17 protein-coding genes and 1 tRNA gene are annotated in these 16,165 nt (G+C 62.1%); 9 read left to right on the top strand and 9 right to left on the bottom strand.

All coding sequences use genetic code 11. The features are described 5' to 3' along the window. Nucleotides 1-16: 16 nt before the first annotated feature. From CW305_RS13925 to CW305_RS13890, 8 genes are all read right to left on the bottom strand, one after another. Nucleotides 17-949 (bottom strand): glycosyltransferase family 2 protein, encoded by a 933-nt coding sequence (locus tag CW305_RS13925; RefSeq protein WP_104098208.1) that lies wholly within the window; start codon nt 947-949, stop codon nt 17-19. Continuing rightward, complete coding sequence (locus tag CW305_RS13920; protein WP_104098156.1) at nt 918-2,480, bottom strand: lipopolysaccharide biosynthesis protein; 1,563 nt, start codon at nt 2,478-2,480, stop codon at nt 918-920. Before CW305_RS13920 ends, CW305_RS13925 begins: the two co-directional genes overlap by 32 nt. 3 nt (nt 2,481-2,483) lie before the next feature. Beyond that, nucleotides 2,484-3,686 (bottom strand): DegT/DnrJ/EryC1/StrS family aminotransferase, encoded by a 1,203-nt coding sequence (locus CW305_RS13915; protein WP_014820564.1) that lies wholly within the window; start codon nt 3,684-3,686, stop codon nt 2,484-2,486. A 75-nt stretch (nt 3,687-3,761) separates the two neighbouring features. Further along, a complete protein-coding gene (locus CW305_RS13910) occupies nt 3,762-4,535 on the bottom strand; it encodes a hypothetical protein (protein ID WP_041754410.1) in 774 nt (257 codons plus the stop codon). Between the two features lie 856 nt (nt 4,536-5,391). Beyond that, nucleotides 5,392-5,468, bottom strand: a tRNA-Met gene (locus CW305_RS13905). A gap of 516 nt (nt 5,469-5,984) precedes the next feature. Further along, nucleotides 5,985-6,881, bottom strand: coding sequence for a TIR domain-containing protein (locus CW305_RS13900; protein WP_033938363.1), 897 nt, complete (start codon nt 6,879-6,881; stop codon nt 5,985-5,987). Then, entirely contained in the window at nt 6,881-7,168 is a 288-nt protein-coding gene (locus CW305_RS13895; RefSeq protein WP_033938362.1) for a hypothetical protein, read from the bottom strand. The genes CW305_RS13900 and CW305_RS13895 overlap by 1 nt, the downstream gene beginning before the upstream one ends. A 13-nt stretch (nt 7,169-7,181) precedes the next feature. Beyond that, entirely contained in the window at nt 7,182-7,475 is a 294-nt protein-coding gene (locus tag CW305_RS13890; protein ID WP_071556405.1) for a helix-turn-helix domain-containing protein, read from the bottom strand. A 304-nt stretch (nt 7,476-7,779) separates the two neighbouring features. Between CW305_RS13890 and CW305_RS13880 the strand changes: the two genes are divergently transcribed. The 9 genes from CW305_RS13880 (at nt 7,780) to CW305_RS13830 (ending at nt 15,238) form a co-directional block, all read left to right on the top strand. Beyond that, entirely contained in the window at nt 7,780-8,130 is a 351-nt protein-coding gene (locus tag CW305_RS13880) for a DUF2958 domain-containing protein (RefSeq protein WP_033938361.1), read from the top strand. Nucleotides 8,131-8,467: 337 nt separating this feature from the next. Beyond that, entirely contained in the window at nt 8,468-9,265 is a 798-nt protein-coding gene (locus CW305_RS13875) for a DUF2285 domain-containing protein (protein ID WP_033938360.1), read from the top strand. Between the two features lie 83 nt (nt 9,266-9,348). After that, entirely contained in the window at nt 9,349-9,633 is a 285-nt protein-coding gene (locus CW305_RS13870) for a helix-turn-helix transcriptional regulator (RefSeq protein WP_033938359.1), read from the top strand. 26 nt (nt 9,634-9,659) lie between these two features. Next, entirely contained in the window at nt 9,660-10,493 is an 834-nt protein-coding gene (locus CW305_RS13865) for a replication initiator protein A (RefSeq protein WP_033938358.1), read from the top strand. Between the two features lie 265 nt (nt 10,494-10,758). Further along, nucleotides 10,759-11,397, top strand: coding sequence for a ParA family partition ATPase (gene parA, locus CW305_RS13855; RefSeq protein ID WP_042933700.1), 639 nt, complete (start codon nt 10,759-10,761; stop codon nt 11,395-11,397). Beyond that, nucleotides 11,394-11,657: a hypothetical protein gene (locus tag CW305_RS13850; RefSeq protein WP_023094609.1), complete on the top strand. Its 264-nt coding sequence runs from the start codon at nt 11,394-11,396 to the stop codon at nt 11,655-11,657. Before parA ends, CW305_RS13850 begins: the two co-directional genes overlap by 4 nt. Beyond that, complete coding sequence (locus tag CW305_RS13845; protein WP_058201265.1) at nt 11,654-12,211, top strand: DUF2840 domain-containing protein; 558 nt, start codon at nt 11,654-11,656, stop codon at nt 12,209-12,211. Before CW305_RS13850 ends, CW305_RS13845 begins: the two co-directional genes overlap by 4 nt. Beyond that, nucleotides 12,208-12,795 carry a S26 family signal peptidase gene (locus CW305_RS13840; RefSeq protein ID WP_058201264.1) on the top strand — a complete coding sequence of 196 codons (588 nt, stop codon included), beginning with the start codon at nt 12,208-12,210 and terminating at the stop codon, nt 12,793-12,795. The genes CW305_RS13845 and CW305_RS13840 overlap by 4 nt, the downstream gene beginning before the upstream one ends. A 448-nt stretch (nt 12,796-13,243) precedes the next feature. Next, nucleotides 13,244-15,238 carry a relaxase/mobilization nuclease domain-containing protein gene (locus tag CW305_RS13830; RefSeq protein ID WP_044316560.1) on the top strand — a complete coding sequence of 665 codons (1,995 nt, stop codon included), beginning with the start codon at nt 13,244-13,246 and terminating at the stop codon, nt 15,236-15,238. 17 nt (nt 15,239-15,255) lie between these two features. On the opposite strand, the gene CW305_RS13825 is transcribed toward CW305_RS13830, so the two are convergent. Continuing rightward, the gene (locus tag CW305_RS13825; RefSeq protein WP_033938353.1) at nt 15,256-16,149 is read right to left on the bottom strand and encodes a LysR family transcriptional regulator; all 894 of its coding nucleotides are present in this window, start codon (nt 16,147-16,149) and stop codon (nt 15,256-15,258) included. Nucleotides 16,150-16,165 lie beyond the last annotated feature (16 nt).

Genomic DNA, 16,165 nt, shown 5'->3' with positions numbered 1-16,165 from the left:
AGCGGGGTCGGGCTGATCAGCTCCTGGCCAGCCGTGGGCTCAACCGGCGCAGCAGGTTGAGGCTGATGTTTTGGGCGATGGTTGAAAGCGCCTGGATCTTGCTGAACGGCGAGATCAGCGACAGGCACTCGCCGAACACCTGGATCAGGAAGTACTCGTAAAGCGCGTTGTTGCCGATGCGGTTGTAGTAGCGCGCCAGGGAGTAGTGGGCATGCATGGCCATCTGGATGCGCTGCCGGCTCGGCTGCATGGAGAAGATGCCACCCTCGTGCACCCGGTAGGCGGCGGGGCTGATGCCTTCCATGAACTTGCCTTTGCCGTAGGCGCCGAGCAGCGACCACCAGCAGATATCCAGCACCTTCACGCCGAGCAATTCCGGTGGCAGTTCCTGAATCAGGTTGCGAAAGCACACGGTCAGCGTCGAGAGCGGGCGGCCCTGCATCAGTTCCAGCGCCGTGGCGTCCTTGCGCAGTTTTCCGGTCAGCTGCGGGCTCTGGATGATGCCCTGGCTGTTGAACATGAACGCATCGTGATAGGTGATCACGTAGTCACGATGCTGCTCGAGAAAGTCCACCTGCTGCTGCAGCTTGGTCGGATCAGTCCAGTAGTCGTCGCCTTCGCAATAGGCGATGTATTTGCCCCCCGCACGGGCGAACAGCCGCGTGCTGAATGGCACGCCGAGGCTGAACTGATTCTGCGTCTGGTAGATCGGTTTGATGATGCTGGGGTAGCGCGCCGCGTAGTCGGCGATGATCGCGGCGGTGGTGTCAGTCGAGGCGTCGTCGTGGACGATCACCTCGAAAGGGAAATCCGTTTCCTGCTGGAGGAAGCTCTCCAGCGCCTTCCTTATAAAAGATGCGTGGTTGTAGGCCAGGCAGACGATGCTCAGCAGCGGTTCGGTCTTGCCGCCCCAACGTTCAATCAAGGCTTGCTCGCTCTTCAATTCCATTTTTGGATGCTCGCTTGGTGATGAGTAGATGAAGCTTGAGTAGCAGTGATTTCGAGGTCGCCGCGACCAGCAGCAGGCAGATGAACCCGCTTACGGCCAGCGCGATCAGAATGTCGAAGCGGTTGTCGCTGACGATCAGCAGGAACAGCGGCTCGCCCAGCGCCACGCCGATCACGGTCGCGGCGGTAATCCGCAACATGTCTCGTGCCCAGACGCCCTGCAGGCCCGGAGCAAAGCGCCGGTGCACCACCGGCGGCCAGATCACGAAGGTCGCCAGGCGCAGGAAGAACCACGCCAGTGCGGCACCGTAAGCGCCGTGTGCAAGCGCTGCGTAGATCACGATCGGCATGCTGATGGCGGTGGAAACCACGCTGTACCAGATGTGCAGGCGTAGCTGGCCGTAGGCGTACTGCAGGTAGAACTGGAAGGCGCCGACCGCCATCAGTGCGCTGCCCGGCACGTACCAGAACAGCATGCGTTCGCTCCATTGGGCAGCGGCAGCGTCGCCAGTCCAGGCGTAGATCAGCGCCTGACCGTGCCAGGCGATCACCGCAGCCATCGGAAACAGCACGCTGCAGACGAAGCGGGTGGCGTTCAGGTACAGCCGCTCCATCTCGGCGATCCGCCCTTCGGCCACGAGCATGGTCATGCGCGGCAGCAGCGTCTGCACCAGGGGGTTGGTCAGGGTCATGATGCCGGTGGTGATCAGCGCCACCAGCGAGAAGTAGCCGTACTCCTTGAGCAGCAGCACCTTGGAAAGCAGCACTTTGTCCAGCTGGGTCAGCACGATCCACAGCAGCGAGGTGAAAAACATGCCGCCGGCGAAAGGCAGCACCGGCTTGACCACGCGCCAGTCGATGCCGGTGAGCAAACGTGGGCTGGCCAGTTGCACATAAGCCTTGCTGGCGAAGGCGAGCGTTTCCACCAGGGCGACGGCCGTCTGGAACAGGAAGAAGTCCAGCGGATCTTGCGACACGAGGGCGACCAGAAACAGGCCACCGAAGTAACGCAGGGTAGCGATCAGTACATTCGTTGCGTTCAGCCAGCCGTGCAGCTCGACACCTTGCAGGCCGCTTTTGTACAGCGTCGCGTAGAGCCTCAGCCCGACCATCAGGCCCATCAGGCTGATGCATTGCATGATGGTGCCGGTACCCAATTCGCGGGCCTGCAGCCAGGTTCCGGCGATCCAGCCGCTGCTCAGGTAGATCGCCACGCAGGTCGCCAGCGCAATCGGCAGCAACAGCAGCTCGAACGAGCGCAGCAGTCGTCCCGCTGGGCCGGGCGCCGCGGACAGGTCGCCCTGCCCGCGGTAGTGCGCGACCTGTCGGACCAGTGCAGGCGACATCCCGGCATCGAGCAACTGTAACCAGGCCTGGAGCACCGCGAAGAAACCGATCAGACCATAGGCTTCGGCACCCAGATGCCTCAGGTAGAACGGCAGGATCAGGATGCCGATCAGCAGGGCGTACGCCTGGCCGAGGTAGTTCAGGCTGGTGTTGCGGATCACCGATAACCGCTTGGGATCTGACATGGGTTACTGCTGGCCTCCGGATGTCAGGGGCATGCGCGGGTATTCGGCGCCCGGCAGGCGCTCCGTGGCGCTGAACAGCCCGAACGCTTCGGCAAGGGGCTGGAACAGCGTGCGGCTCGACTGCTCACTGTGGATTGCCTCCTGGATCAACGTCTGCATGACCTTCTCCTGCACCTTGCGCGGCAGCCCGGGATAGATTGGCAGGCACAGGACCTTGCGACTCAACGCTCGCGAGCGTGGTTGTGGTACCTGCGGCTGCAGATGGTCGAGCGTGTCCAGCGAGGGGTAGAAGTAGCGGCGGGGGTTGATGCCGTTCTCGTTCAGTTGCGAGCGGCAGCGCAGCAGCTGGCTTTCATCGGCAAGGGCAACGGGAAAATAGCTGTAGTTGCACTGGGATTCGGGCTGCGCTCGTTGCAGCTCGAAATGCTCGCCGAGGCGCCGCTCGTAACGATGGCCGATCTCCGCCCGGCATTCGAAAATCAGCTCGATGTCGTCGAGTACGCACATGCCCATCGCGGCAGAGAACTCGTTGAGCTTGGCGTTGATGCCGATGCCTTCGATCTGGTCGGTGTCGACGATGCCGAAGTTGCAGAGCAGACGGATGCGGTCGGCCAGTGCGTCGTCGTTGGTGACGATGGCGCCACCCTCGATGGTGTGAAACAGCTTGGTCGCATGGAAGCTCAGCGTGCTGATATCGCCCCAGTCGTAGACCGACCGCCCCTTGTGACGAACGCCGAACGCATGGGCGCCGTCGTAGACGACCCTCAGATTGTTCTTGCGCGCGATCTGCTCGATGCGTTCGACATCGCAAGGATTGCCGAATACGTGCGTCGCGACGATGGCGGAGGTGTCGGGCTGGATATTTCGCTCGATCTGTTCCGGGTCCAGATTCCAGGTCGCCGAATCGATGTCGGCGAAGATCGGCTTGATGCCTTCCCATTGCAGCGAGCTGGTGGTGGCGACAAAGCTGAAGGGGGTGGTGATGGCGCTGCCGGTCAATCCCAGCGCTCGATAGGCAATCTGCAGCGCGATGGTTCCGTTGTTGGTGAGGATGATGTTCCTCACCCCGAGGTAGTCCTTGAGTCGTTGCTCGAGTGCAGTCACTAACGGTCCGTTGTTGGTGAGCCAGCCGGTGTTGTAGATCCTGTCGATGTAAGCCTTGAACTTGTTTTTGCTGCCCAGGTACGACTTGGTCACGTTGATCATGGTGATTTCCTTATCGAAGCTCAGCCGCCCCCGAATGGCATTCGGGGGTTATCGCTGGGTGCTACAGATGCGCGCTCAGACAGGTTGATGCGCGCCGATCGCGCTAGCCCGCCGTGCCCTGCGTTGGTTGTGTCTGAGGATCATTCGGGTCATCAGGCTGCCGGCGTGGGGATCGCCGTAGTGGAAGATCGCGGTAGCGCGCAGCTGCGCCGGATCACAAGGCTCGTTGGCATGCAGGGATCGGTAGCCCCAGAACAGGTAGAGATTGCCGGGTACCAGCTGCAGGCGCTGTGGCTTGAGCAGTCCGAGGCCTATCGCGCGGCTAATCAGCTTGCGACTCAACTTGTTCTGCAGCAGTGCTTTCTCCACCACGTTGACCAGCACGTACTTGCGAAGCTTGCGCAGATTGGGAAACAGCAGCAGGTCGCCGCGCTGGTCGCCGTCCTGCGGGATTTCCACAGGTAGCAATGCCGTTACCAGAGAAGCGTCGTAGTGGAAGCAGTTCGACTCCTTGCGTCCTGTCTGCCCCTGCACGCATCGCATCACCAGGTAGATGCGCTTGCTTGGCGCCGCCTTGCCAGCGCCGAGCTGATACACGTCGTCCAGCAGCGACTGGAATTCCGGCGCGCTGCTCAACGTGGCAAGCAGCGAGCCCGCAACCTGTTCACCGTCGTGATGAGCGAAATATTCCCCGTGATGCTGTCGAGCCTGCTCGTAAACTTGCTCGCGCAGTTGAGTTAGTTGCAGATTGTTCAAGTATCCGGGTATGCAGGCGTAGCCATTCTGATTGATATCCCGCGCAATCAATGCCTTGTCCTGATCTTCCGTTCCATAAAAGATTGTTGACACTGTAGTTCTCCCTGCGCAAAGGCGAGGCGAAACGGTTTGTCGAACCGCAGCTATTGCCGCGCCGCTGCTGATCGGCGTCCTGGGTGGGAATAAAGAATTACGGCGTAATGCCTGGCAGTAGGCTTTTAGCCTGTGACGAAAGTTAATGCCGGTCTAAAATGTTTTATTTAGACAAAGCTACCGCCATCGACTTATTTATATGTCGATTTGAATAACTTGTACGTATTCCCGTCATCTGCGATCGGCCAACGTCCGCGTGTGACCTTGAGAGAATCGGGCATGGCTACCGCACTCCGGGCACTCTGCGAGCCCCGGCTCTCTCAATGCTTATGGCGAACGAGCCCGCATCGCTTTATTAAAAGCGATACTAATCAGGCAGGGGGTTTAACTCTTGCGCCGCAAAACTTGACCTGTCCAGTTGGTCTTAAACTGCTCTGCAACGTATTGCTCCCTGTTGCGACTAGATATCCGTCATAACGTGAACCAAGTCAAGCTAGGGAGCCAAAAAAAAGTTGCGGATGGAGGTCGCGAGGTGTTTATGAGAGCCAACTTATTGAGTTGAAAGGAGTTTTGTTTTTGACGCAGGATGGCCTAGAGCTATCATCAATGGTTATAGCGAATGCGGTAATTAGCTCTAAGCTGAATAAACCATCTGCTCCTTTGCTGGCCATAAATGACGTATGCATAAACAAAGGGAATATTATTCCGACTATGCTGAGCAACTATTCCGATAAAGAGTTAATTCTACGGACCTGTTGTTACAAGATGCGGCTTACTGGCCGAAGAGGGGCGCTGGTCTGACAAAAAAGACGCGCAAACGAAAAAGGCCACTCGTCTGAGTGGCCTTTTCGTGATTTGGTTGCGGGAGCCGGATTTGAACCGACGACCTTCGGGTTATGAGCCCGACGAGCTACCAGACTGCTCCATCCCGCGTCTGTGGGGCGCATTCTACAGCCCGGTTACCCGTTGTCAATCAAAAGGAAGGAAAAAAATCGTATTTCATTCAAAAGGTTAGCGAGTCCTGCAAGGTCTGGTGCCAACACGAGCGTCTCAGAGTTCTGCGCGCACAAAAAAGGCCACTCATCTGAGTGGCCTTTTAAATTGGGGGTATCCGGAAAATATGGTTGATTATCGCTCTAGCCCGTACTTCTCATAGGCACCCAATAAAACTGGCTGGGTAACCATGAGAATTCCGGGCTAGAAGCCTCAACTCATTCGCGTATCGAGCAGCATCATCTGCCGCACCACCCACTCCCGATGCTCTATCGAATAACGCGCCACACGGCTCTCACTTCCGCCCACCGACCAAGACTCATCGAATCAACTCACACGACAACTATCCTGACGCGGCGGGAGGACAGCACGCACGACCTGATCTGGTCGCGCAGCAAGCCCAAGGCGGCCTGACGGCCGCCCACCGCGCCCCGCCCATTGCGGCGGGGCACAACTCTATGCACGCATGACCTTATTCCAGTCGATGCTATGACCGGCAGCTTCAAGCTCACGCGCAAGTGCCTGTTTCCAGCCCCCGCTGCTATCCATCGTCTCCCAAACGACACCGGCGAAATCGCTTGGAATTTCCACCGCCCCGCGTTTGAGAGCACATACCTTGTCTCTGCCCAGGCGACCAATAAAGTACCCCAACTCCAAAAGCACATTCTGACGGGCTCTGGGCTCAGGCGTTCCTCCTTTTACGCAGCCCTCATCATCTGGCGTAAGCAGAACTACTGCGAAACCAACATCACTGTGTGCGACCACTTTTTCGATAATCGTTCGTCCTTGGTTAGCCTGTTCGTGCAAGATGATGGCTTCAAGTCCGATTCGCTCAAGAAATCGTGCCACTGTTTCACGAGCACCATCATCGTGACCGTGAACAATAAAGACCTTGCGCGAAAATTGAGCTTTTAACATGACATCCGTGCTCCCCTTGGCCTGGATATAACTCTTGTAATCTCGCACAAAGGGAATGATTAGCTGGCCAGTAAGTGCGTGGATTCCAGCAATGATCTTTTTTCCGGAATAGAAAAAATGGTGTCCGAAGTTGGTAGCGTAGCCGGGGTCTGCCGCCAGCTTCTCGATTAAAAGCAACGTCAACCCCAGCACCTGATTGGGCTCATCTGGCCAAGCAAGCTGGGCGCTTCCAACCATGCTGCCCCCGGTCTTTTCACTTTCAGCGATGAACGCCTCAACGTCGAGACCTTCCGTGAGCTCGGCGTTGTATGGCTCAAGGTCGGGATGCCGTAGCAGTTGAGCCAATTTTTTGAGCGGTCTTTCGTAGGTTTGAAGCTGTGAGGACTGCAAGTCTAGAACTGCATTGTTTATTTCCGAGAATAAGTCTTTAGCCATCACTCATCCTCATCCGACTTTAATCTAGCTTCTGCCGATTTTTCAAGAATACTCTCCCGATACTTTTCCTTCATTTGTTCTGCGAGAGGGCCAACGATAGGGTTCGAAGAATATTCCCCTAAGCGCTCGTCGATCATTCGATTGACCGATTGAATTGCGCCCTCAATGCTGGCGGGATCATGTGGATCAAAGTTTACGACCCCCAGTTCGCCGTCTAACTCACTCAAGGCGCGCTGCGCATCTTTCAGGTTTTTCTGAAGCTTATCCAGTCCGGTAATTTTGAACACGACTCACCTCCTGTTATTTATTCGGAGGCTCGGAAAATAATGAAACTTCCCGAGCAATGTGATCCATCAGTTCGTGGACGCTTTTTGGATCACTACCTGCATACGCAAGGACCAGCAGCGTGAGTGGGTGAACATCCAGCACGGCACAAACATCTTCAATCTTATTCAATGTTGGGCTTTTCAGCCCTCGCTCCAGAGAGCTGAGGTAAGTTCGGCTGGACACATCCGAGAACGCCTCCTGGCTCAGACCACGCGCCTTTCTGATCCGCCGCAGTGCATCGGGCAACGATGGCTTAAACGCTGTCATTCTGAACTTTCCCCAAAATCCAGAATGACAACCTTTTGCATCCTATAGGGCTACAATCTATAGTGTTCATTTCGTGTTTTTGTGTCTTTACTGAAATCCGCATCGGCGGCTTTCTTCAAAAGCGGGGAACCGCCTCCGTGTCTTTCCTGGCCTGCGCAATTCCGCTTCGTCGTTTCTGTGCATGTACGGATTCGATGGCTTGCGCCTTCGTGCTTTTCCGCCAAAGCACGCATCCGCTTCAGCGGTTCCGCGCTTCGGTGGAAAATCGTATCCGTGCATGCTCGGGTGCGTGGGGATTCGAGCCATGACCCAGCCGCTCGTCACCGCTGAACAGCGGGCGCAACTGCTCGCCGTCGGCGAGGCACGCGCCGCTGGTCGGAGCATCGACCCGATGCCGACGGTACGGCTGTTCACTCCTGACGCGCACGCCACTTGGCTGCTGGCCGCGCTCGACCCGGCCGATGGCGATACGGCATGGGGTCTGTTCGACCTGGGAATAGGCATGCCCGGCCTGGGCCATGTGAAGCTGTCCGATCTGGCGTCCATCGTCGGGCCGCGCAAGCAGCCGGTGATGCGCGATCGCCACTTCCAGCCGGTGCGGCTGCTGTCGGAGTACCTGCGGCTGGCCGAGGAAAACGGCTCGATCACTGACTGACCAACCCCAGTCAACAACAGCGCATTCTGACTATTTCAGTCTTACTCAAGACCCGGAAGGTCTGAATCCACACTCTTGCACCGAAGCGGTGCGCTTCTGCTGGAAACAGTCATGATCTTTGGCGCGGGCTGCTGCACGGTGCTCCATGCTGCGCACCATTTTTGCGGAGGTGCAGCCGTCGCATTCAGACGATTTCCGCAATGCCCTGGAGCGAATCAGTCTTGACACCAGCAGTTACAGCTTACCCCGATCTTGATGACGACTTGATGGCGACTCGATAGCTCTTGCACGCCGGAATCCGTGGCGACGTTCCTGCTAAACGACAGGAGGTTGCGTCATGGCTGACCCGAGCGCCGAATACTGGTATCCGACCGCCGCGTATCTCTACACGCTGCACCTCGACGGCCCCGCGCTGGCGTGGGAATACCTGCGCCGCCACCCCGACTACCGCAGCGACTGGCTGCGCCGTCGCCGTCGGCCAGAGGCCGCCGCGCGCTGGGGATTGCGCCTGCTGGAAGATCCCGCCCTGGATGCGCGCGACGCGCATCCGATCTGGTTCCCCGATGCCGACACAGTGGTTCAGCTCTACCCGGATGCCGACCCGCCACCCGATGCGTTGGCCTTCGAGTTCTGGCGCATTCCCGGCCAGAAGCATCTGATCCACGATGGCAAGCGCCTGGTGGTGCTGGCACGCTGGCCGGGGTGCTGCCTGCGGCTGGTGATCGCTCCCGCCCTGGCCGACGGCATGGCTTACGCCTATGCCATTCGCGCCTGCGCCGCATCCTGCGGACGCTATCAGGCGCTGGCGGCCGAACTGGACAAGCTGGCCGCCGCCGGCGATGCAGCGCCGGCGGGAACGGCACGGTCGCGGCCGACACCCGCTGCGCTGCTGGAGTTGAACACGCTCCAGGCGCTCGATGGCACCCTTGCGGGCGCATCCCTGCGCGACGTGGCCGAAGGGCTGTTCGGCGCCGATGCGGTCGCGAACGACTGGCACGCGGACAGCGCCTTGCGCGCCCGCGTTCGCCGGCTGGTGCGCCGGGGCGATGCGCTGATGCGCGGCGGCTATCGCCGCCTGGCACAGCTTCCGTCCGTTGCACAGGGACGCGCTGCATCCCCTGCAAAACGTCCCTGAGCAGGAAGCCTTGCTTTCTTGAGACTGCCTCCATCCGGCCGCGTTGTGTGGCCGGGCTTTGCCGACCGATGGAGGTTCACACCATGCGACCCGCACCCTTGCGGCCTGCCGCCGCTGCTGTCGCTGCGCCCGCGCAGCCCCAACGCTACCTGACCAACGACGAAGCCGCCGAGTATCTGCGCCTGTCGCCGCGCACGCTCGAAAAGCAGCGCGTGATCGGCGGCGGCCCGAAGTTCCGCAAGTTCGGCCGCCGTGTCATGTACGCGGTGGCCGACCTCGATGCCTGGGCCGACCAGCGCAGCTACGAGGCCACGTCCGACCCGGAATACGCCGAACGCCACGCGGGCGACTACCGTGATGGCCGCTGATCGTTGGCTTGCCGGTGGCTGCCGTCATGTCCAGCCCACGGCAGGAGCGCGAACAGCTCGATCTGTTCCGTGCCTTGCCCGGCGACATAGCACCGCGCGACAGCCAGGACTTGATGGCCTTTCCGTTCTTCTCGCTGGCGAAGTCGCGGCGCACGGCGCCGATCGACTTTCGCAGCGGGAACATCACCATCCGCGTGGAAGGCACGGCCGAGCACGGCATCGCCACGATATGGGATGCCGACGTGTTGATATGGGCGGCCTCGCAGATCGTGGAAGCGCGCGACGCGGGCATACGCCCGTCGCGCTGGATACGCGCCACGCCTTACGAGATTTTGCGCTTCATTGGACGAGGAACATCCCTCAACGACTACCTGCGCCTGAAGGCCGCGCTGGATCGCCTGCAATCGACCAGCGTGGCCACGTCCATCCGCGAAACCACGGGAAGGCGCTTGCATCGCTTCTCGTGGATCAACGAGTGGAAGGAACTGGCCGACGCCAGCGGCGTGCCGCTGGGCCTCGAATTGATCCTGCCGGACTGGTTCTACGCGGGCGTGGTGGACGCCGCCCTGGTGCTGACCATCGACCCCGCGTACTTCCGCCTCAAAGGCGGCATCGAACGCTGGCTGTACCGCCTCGTGCGCAAGCACGGCGGCAAGCAGCCGGACGGCTGGCAGTTCGACTTCCGGCACCTGCACCGCAAGTCGGGCAGCGCGGCACGCTTCTCGGACTTCGCCTACGACCTGCGCGTCCTGGTGGCGCGGCAGTCGTTGCCCGGCTACGTTCTCGGCATCGAGGCGATGCCGGACGAAGGATTGGAACTGCTGACCTTCCGGCCCGTGCTGCATACGGCACGGGGATAACTGCGGTAAAGCCTGTGGACGGCCTCGTGCTATCAGGAGTACCGGGTATCGTGCTATCAGGAGTACGCCTATCGTGCTATCAGGAGTACGAAAACGCCGGAAAGCCAATAACGGCGCGGGTTTGCGTCCCCTCTAACTTACCTAACTATAAATCTCTAACTTTTGGTAGAAGCGCGCCGATTCAGTGGACAACCACCGAACGGCACGGCGAACAGCGTTTCGCACGGCAGGCAAAGCCTGGCTTTCCAGCGTGGAGGGCCATGCAATGATCGTCGCCTTGCTCAACCAGAAAGGCGGCGTCGGCAAGACCACGCTCGCCACGCACATCGCCGGCGAACTGGCGATGCGCGGCCAGCACGTCATCCTGCTGGATGCCGACCCGCAGGGTTCCTCGCTGGACTGGACACAGCGCAGAAGCCAGCAGGGCTTGCCACGGTTGTTCAGCGCCGTGGGCTTGGCCCGCGAAACGCTGCACCAGGAAGCGCCAGAACTCGCCCGCCGCGCAGATCACGTCATCATCGACGGCCCGCCGCGCATCGCCGCCCTGGCGCGCTCCGCGCTGCTGGCGGCCGAGCGCGTGCTGATTCCCGTGCAGCCCAGCCCGTATGACCTTTGGGCCAGCGCCGAGATGGTGGCGCTGATCCGCGAGGCACAGGTGTTCCGGCCTGCGCTGCGCGCGGCCTTCGTCATCAACCGGCGCGTCAGTACCACCATCATCGGCAGGGAAGCACGGCAATCGCTGGCCGAACAGCCGCTGCCGGCGCTGCGCAGCGAAGTACGTCAGCGCATCGTCTTCGCCGACAGCGTGGCCGCTGGCCGACTCGCCCGCGAAACGGCGCCTGACAGCGCCGCCACACGCGAGATCGCTGCGCTGGTCGATGAACTGCTGCGGTGGCCGACATGAGCAGCCCGCGCAGCAAGCGCGTCGGCATCGGCGCACGTCCGCCCGCGAATCCGCACGCCGAGGCGTGGATTCGCCAGGGCGATGCCGATGCGCTCAACAAAGGCGACCTCTACACCGCACGCCTGACCCTCGACGTGACGCCTGCGCTGCGCGCGCGCATCAAGATCGCCGCCTTCGGCCAGGGCGTGACCGTGGCCGAACTGCTGCGCGGCCTGCTGGAGCGGGAGTTTCCCGACAAGCGCCCGGAGAACCTGCCATGAACGCATCCGCCTTGCCTGCCGCTCATGCGGCGACGGCTGCACCGGCTACCGTGCCGCCGCCTTCGCTTTCGACGCTCGCTGGCCAAGCTGGCAGCGTGCCCCTGACTCGCGTATCGCTCGCCTACATCGAGCCGCGCTTCAAGCTCTACCTGCGCTTCGGCGAACCGGCGCGCACGCTCCAGCTCGACCGCTGGCGGCGCTGCGCGGTGTTCTTGCCAAACGCGGTTCTGTGTCGCATCCGCTGGCAGGCCAACGACTACGGCACGATCCGCTGGCAGCTCATGGTGATGCAAGCCGCCACGCCGCTCGATACCGTGCAGCGCATCCCCGGCGTGCGGCCCGGCGCACGCCTGCTGCTGCACGCAGAAGGCGAGAACGCGGTGCGTGCCGTGCTGGAACGCATCGACGGCATCGAGGCGCAAGGCATCGCCGCCATCGACGTGTCCCCCGCGTACTGGCGCACGCTGGGCAACCGTCTGGCGGCCCGCCTGCCACTGCCCGAATACACCGCCGAGCGGCACGCCGCTTGGCTGGCCGGGAGGGCGCTGCCATGACCGCTGATTCCACCACCGCATGCACGCCCGAAGCCGCGCCGCATCCTCGCTCGCGCCTGCGCGCTCGCATCGGGCTGGCGGGCTTCGCCGCCGTCGGCCTCGCTGCGCTGGCCTGGGCCGCGTTCGTGCAACCGCTGCCGCGCCTGATCTACAACCCGTCCGACAGCGTTCCGGTCGGCTGGTATCACGTGCAGCCGCTTGACCATCGGGCCGCCTCGCTGCCGGTCGGCAGCATCGTCCTGACCCGATTGCCTGCCAACGCTGCCGCGCTCGCTGCGCAGCGCGGCTACCTGCCTGCTCACGTTCCGCTGCTCAAACGTGTGGGCGCGGTCGCGCCGCAACACGTCTGCATCGTCGCCGGTCAGGTTCGCATCGACGGCGTGCCTTCGGCCGCCGTGCTGCCTGCCGACCGGCTGGGCCGGCCGTTGCCATCCTGGCCGCAATGCCGCCGCCTTGCGCCTGGCGAACTGCTCCTGTTGAGCGTGACCAATCCGGCGTCGTTCGACAGCCGCTACTTCGGCCCGGTCAGCGCATCTTCTGTGATCGGCGTCGCGCATCCGGTCTGGCTGGAGACACGCCCATGATGGCTGCCGATTCGCTGCATGGTGCCGTGCATCTCATCGTGCCATCGGGCATGCCGTTCCGGCTGCTGCCACCATGTCGTCGCGCGTGCAGTGCGTGTGCATTCGCACCGCACTTCGCGGCGTCTCCGGCGCAGCCGTCCAACGTGCAGGCGTCTTGCCTCGAACGCGCCTGGCCTGCGGCCATTGGCGCGTTCGCCGGCGGGCTGGCTGCAAGCAGCACAGCGCCGCCGGGCCGCCGACGCCCGGAGCGACAGCGAAGGGCAACGGCGGAAGGCAAGACAAAAGGACGCGGCACCGGGCCGCGTCGAAAGCCTGTCTGCACATGGGGGTGGCGCGGCACGGAGCGGCTGCGCCGCCGTGCCGCGTTCGGCGCAAGGCCCGCGCCAATGCAGGCATGTCCGCGTGCTTCGCACGACAGGACACGCCAGAGCTTGCAGGGAGCGAGGCCATGACCGACCGCCGCGACGACGATTTCCGGGTGCGCCCCAGCGCCCCGAAGAACCGGGGCAAAGGCCAGGGCCAGAGCTTCGTTTCCAAGGTGCTCAAGCAGGCTGGCAAGGCCAGCGGCGGCAAGTCCTCGATGCGCCATTCCGTAGCCGGTGGCAGCGGCGCACGCGCTGGCCAGCGTCCCGGCTCACGGCTTGGGCGCGGCCACACGGCGGCGCGTTTCGCGGGTGCGAAGCTGACGCCCATGTCGCGGCGCGTGACCATCAAGACCCTGCTGGTCAATCAGCGCAACGCCAGCCCACAGTCGCTCGCCAAGCACCTGCGCTACATCGAGCGCGACGGCGCGGGCCGCGATGGCGAACCTGGACGGGCCTACGGGCTGCAGACCGACGAAACCGACCTTGATGCCTTCAAGGAGCGGGCCGCCGACGACCGGCACCATTTCCGCTTCATCGTCTCCCCGGAAGACGGCGCCGAGCTGGACGACCTGCGCACGTACACCCGGCATCTGGTGAACCGGATGGAAGCCGACCTGGGGACGCGGCTGGATTGGGTGGCGGTCGATCACTGGAACACCGACAACCCGCACACGCATTTGATCGTGCGCGGACGCGACGACACCGGCAAAGACCTCATCATCGCCGGCGACTACATCGCCCATGGCTTCCGCCATCGCGCCGCCGAGCTGGCGACGGAATGGCTGGGGCCGCGTACCGAACTGGAGATCCAGCAGACCTTGCAGCGCGAGGTAGAGCAAGAACGGTGGACGAGCCTCGACCGCACGCTGCAACGCGAGGCCGGCGAGGATGGCCGTGTGCAGATCGAACGCTTCAACGAGCCCCGGCTGCAACGCCAGCGCCTGCTGCTGATCGGCCGCCTGCAACGCTTGCAGCGGCTTGGCCTGGCCGACGAGATGCAGCCCGGCACCTGGGCCGTCCATGCCGATGCAGAGAAGACCTTGCGCGCCCTGGGCGAGCGTGGCGACATCATCCGCACGATGCAGCGGGCCATGAGTGGCCAGCCGCGCGAACTGGAGGTGTTCGAGCCGGGAGACGACGGCCGCACCGTTATCGGCCGCGTGGCCGCCAAGGGGCTGGCCGACGAGCTGCACGACCGGGGATATTTGGTCATCGACGGCGTGGACGGCAAGGCCCACTACGTCGCGCTCAACGCCCGCGACGAGCTGGCGAACTATCCCACCGGCGCGGTGGTGGAGGTGCGCGGTTCCGCCGAGGTGCGGGCGGCCGACAAGAACATCGCCGCGCTGGCGAGCGATGGCCCTTACCGCGCCGATCACCACTTGGCGATCGAGCAAGGCCGGGCCAAGGCCGGACGCGACCCACAGGAAGTCGTTGCGGCCCATGTTCGCCGGCTGGAAGCCCTGCGCCGCGCTGGCATCGTCGAGCGCGTGGCCGATGGTTTATGGAAGGTGCCGGACGACCTGGCCGAGCGTGGCCGCCAGTACGACGCGCAGCGCCTCGGTGGCGTAGCCGTGGAGCTGAAATCGCACCTGCCCATCGAGCGGCAGGCCCGCATGATCGGCGCCACCTGGCTGGATCAGCAGTTGATCGGCGGCGGCAAGGGGCTGGGCGACCTGGGCTTTGGCGGCGAGGCCAAGCAGGCCATGCAGCAGCGCGCCGATTTCCTTGAAGAACAGGGCTTGGCCCAGCGGCGCGGCCAGCGCGTGATCCTCGCCCGCAACCTGCTGGCGACGCTGCACAACCGGGAGCTGGCGCAAGTTGGAAAGGACATTGCCGCCGAAACCGGACTGTCACATCGCCCAGTGGCGGACGGACAGCGCGTAGCCGGCATCTACCGGCGCTCGGTCATGCTCGCCAGCGGGCGGTACGCGATGCTGGACGACGGCATGGGCTTCTCGCTTGTGCCGTGGCGTCCGGTGATTGAACAGCGGCTGGGGCAGCAGCTTGCAGCGACGGTGCGCGGCAGTGGAGTGTCATGGGAAATCGGGCGGCAGCGCAATCTCTCAATAAGCTGAGTTGTTAGGTGCAGGCACTACACGCGGGCCATTGGCGGGAAGTGCTCCATGAGAAACGCCACAAAACTACGTAGCTTGGTCGAATGGTAGCGGTCAGGAAGGTAAACAACGCTCATCGGTCGGCTCGGCAGACCTTGCTCGGGAAACAATTGAATCAAACGGCCAGCTTGAATGTCCTCTTCCAACAGAAGGGTGGATTGCAAGACGATGCCCATGCCATTGAGTGCAGCAATGCGGAGTGCCTGGCCGTTGTTTATCTGCAATCTTCCCGACACTGATCGACGACGCACGTCCTCACCAGTGCCAAGCCAATAGGACAAGGCTGTCGGGCTGAACGATAGGCATTCGTGATGCTGCAGGTCTTCCACTGTTTCCGGTATGCCCTGATGCGCCAAGTATCCCGGGGAAGCGCACATCGTCAGGCTGTATGGAGTAAGCGGCCTTGCGACCAGAGGCGCATTCTCCGGTAACTCTCCAATGCGAATGGCGGCCTCGAACCCCTCTTCGGCTAAATCCACCACGCGATCAGAAAGGACTACATCGAGTGCGATTTCTGGATAACGCGCCATATAGATCGCCAAGGCAGGCATCAATGCGTGTGTCCCGAAGATAACGGGCGCCGTGATGCGCAGCTTGCCAGCAGGTGCTAATTTCTGGTGCTGGGCCTGCGCATCTGTCTCCGCTACCAAGCGCAGAATCTCTTTGCATCTCGTGTAGTAGTCCTCACCGAACGAGGTTAGATGCTGCCGCCGCGTCGTTCGGTTAAGCAACTGCATTCCCAGGCGCGCTTCCAGTGACCGCAGATGCTTGCCTGCCATTGTTGCGGAGACGCCCAACGTAGCGGCAGCCCCGCTCAGACTGCCTTTCTCCACCGTAAGGACGTACACCTTCATGCTGTCCAACAGATCCATTGTGAACCCACAGTTT

The organism is Stutzerimonas kunmingensis (assembly GCF_002929225.1).
In the GTDB taxonomy this organism is placed as follows: Bacteria; Pseudomonadota; Gammaproteobacteria; order Pseudomonadales; family Pseudomonadaceae; genus Stutzerimonas.
The sequence above is the reverse complement of the archived record's forward strand: the minus strand, read 5'-3'. Positions and strand labels throughout refer to the sequence as shown.